The organism is Sinomonas sp. G460-2 (assembly GCF_047759905.1).
Taxonomy (GTDB): Bacteria; Actinomycetota; Actinomycetes; order Actinomycetales; family Micrococcaceae; genus Sinomonas.
In genome coordinates, this window is record NZ_JBKZWT010000533.1 from 1 (window position 1) to 1,380 (window position 1,380).

The window sequence follows — 1,380 nt, forward strand, 5'->3', positions numbered from 1 at the left end:
GGGACTGTCAGATAAACGGTGTGCGGGGTCTCGGCGGTTTCAGTGAGTGGTTCTGTCGAACCGGTCCGCGAAGGTGATCGCGAACGCGTTGAGAGCAGGCTTCCACCTGATCGCCCAGCGTGCCCTACCGCCTCCGGTCGGGTCAAGGGAGCGGGTGACCAGGTAGAGGCACTTCAGTGCGGCAGCCTCGTTCGGGAAGTGGCCCCGCGCTCTGACGGCCCGGCGGTAGCGGGCGTTGATCGACTCGATCGCGTTCGTCGTGCAGATCACGCGCCTGATCTCCACGTCGTATTCGAGGAACGGCACGAACTCCGCCCACGAGGATTCCCAGAGCCGCACGATCGCCGGGTAGCGCTCACCCCAGTCCTTGGCGAACTCGGCGAAGCGGTCCTTGGCCGCGGCCTCGGACGGTGCGGTGTAGACCGGCTTGAGCGCCCTGACGATCGCGTCGCGGTGCTGCCGGCCCGCGTACCGGAACGAGTTCCGGATCAGGTGCACGATGCACTGCTGGACCACGGTGCGCTCCCACGTGGTGGTGATCGCCTCCGGCAGCCCCTTGAGCCCGTCGCACACTGCGATGAACACGTCCTCGACGCCGCGGTTCTTCAGCTCGGCGAACACGCTCAGCCAGAACCTCGCCCCTTCGCCTCCCTCGCCCCCGGCCCAGATCCCCAGGATCTCCCGCTCTCCATTCGCGCTCACCCCCATGACCACGTAGAACGGGGTGTTGCGCACCTGGCCGTCTCTGACCTTCACGACGATCGCGTCCACGAAGATCACCGGGTAGACCGGATCGAGGGGGCGGGAGGACCATTCAGAGAGCTCCCCGGCGACCTTCTCCGTGATCTTCGAGACGGTGTCCTTGGAGACCTTCGCCCCGTAGACCTCGTCGAAATGCGCGGCGATCTCCCCGGTGGTCAATCCGCGGGCGGAGAGCGAGAGCACGATCTGGTCGATGCCCTCCAGGCGGCGCTTTCGCTTGGGCACGATCACGGGCTCGAAGGAGCCCTCCCGGTCCCTGGGCACCTCGATCTCCACCGGTCCGATCTCCGTCAGCACGGTCTTCCTCCGAGTGCCGTTTCGCAGGTTCGAGCCCAGCGGAACCTGCCCGTGCTCGTGGCCCAGATGCTCGGTGAGCTCTGCCTCGAGCGCAGTCTCGAGCACCTGCTTCGTCAGCTCGGACAGCAGCCCGCCCGGGCCGACAAGCCCGACGCCCTTCTCTTTCGCCTGGGCAAGCAGCTGCTCGGCGAGCTGCCTGTGGTCGATGATCTCTCCGGTCACAGGATCGACCATCACATCAGAATCAATCTCGGTCGTGTCCGACACGGCCTGTCCTTCCAGTCAGGCCGAGTCCCCACCCACCGTTATCCGGACAGTCCC

Annotated in this window: 1 protein-coding gene; it reads right to left on the reverse strand. The window is 66.2% G+C overall.

What is annotated here, in order from left to right; genetic code table 11:
* Positions 1–39: 39 nt before the first annotated feature.
* Positions 40–1,293: an IS256 family transposase gene (locus ACLN58_RS22215; protein WP_415857373.1), complete on the reverse strand. Its 1,254-nt coding sequence runs from the start codon at positions 1,291–1,293 to the stop codon at positions 40–42.
* Positions 1,294–1,380 lie beyond the last annotated feature (87 nt).

Bases quoted from the DNA above. Each gene is read 5' to 3' on its own strand.
- ACLN58_RS22215 (WP_415857373.1), bottom strand. From the start codon at position 1,293: ATGGTCGATCCTGTGACCGGAGAGATCATCGACCACAGGCAGCTCGCC.